Source organism: Paraburkholderia sp. J67 (genome assembly GCF_905220265.1).
GTDB lineage: Bacteria > Pseudomonadota > Gammaproteobacteria > Burkholderiales > Burkholderiaceae > Paraburkholderia.
The window spans coordinates 1-767 of record NZ_CAJMZK010000085.1 but is presented as its reverse complement, the minus strand read 5'-3'; the positions used below and the strand labels follow the sequence as shown (position 1 = coordinate 767).

Sequence of the window (767 nt, the reverse complement as noted above, 5' to 3'; positions counted from 1 at the left end):
GGTCACCTGACGCACGGCATGGCGCTCAACATGAGCGGCAAGTGGTTCAACGTCGTGAGCTACGGCCTCGACGCGAACGAAGACATCGACTACGAAGCGCTGGAGAAGCGCGCGCACGAAACGAAGCCGAAGCTGATCATCGCGGGCGCATCGGCATTCGCGCTGCGCATCGACTTCGAGCGTATCGCCAAGGTTGCGAAGGCAGTCGGCGCGTACTTCATGGTCGACATGGCGCACTACGCCGGCCTGATCGCCGCGGGCGTCTACCCGAACCCGGTGCCGTTCGCCGACTTCGTCACCACGACCACGCACAAGAGCCTGCGCGGCCCGCGCGGCGGCGTGATCCTGATGAAGGCCGAACACGAAAAGGCCATCAACTCGGCGATCTTCCCGGGTATCCAGGGCGGCCCGCTGATGCACGTGATCGCCGGCAAGGCGGTGGCGTTCAAGGAAGCTGCGACGCCGGAATTCAAGACCTATCAGCAGCAAGTGGTCGAGAACGCACGCGTGCTGGCCGAAACGCTGGTCAAGCGCGGTCTGCGTATCGTCTCGGGCCGCACGGAAAGCCATGTGATGCTGGTCGACCTGCGCGCGAAGAACATCACCGGCAAGGCAGCGGAAGCCGTGCTGGGCGCGGCGCACATCACGGTCAACAAGAACGCGATCCCGAACGACCCGGAAAAGCCGTTCGTGACCTCGGGCATCCGCCTGGGTTCGCCGGCGATGACGACGCGCGGTTTCGGCACGAAGGAAGCCGAGCAGGTGGG

At 64.8% G+C, this 767-nt stretch carries 1 protein-coding gene; it reads left to right on the top strand.

The window, feature by feature from the left end:
* Nucleotides 1-767 (top strand): serine hydroxymethyltransferase (gene glyA / locus U5782_RS41280; protein WP_322049625.1); only part of this gene is annotated, 767 nt, incomplete at both ends.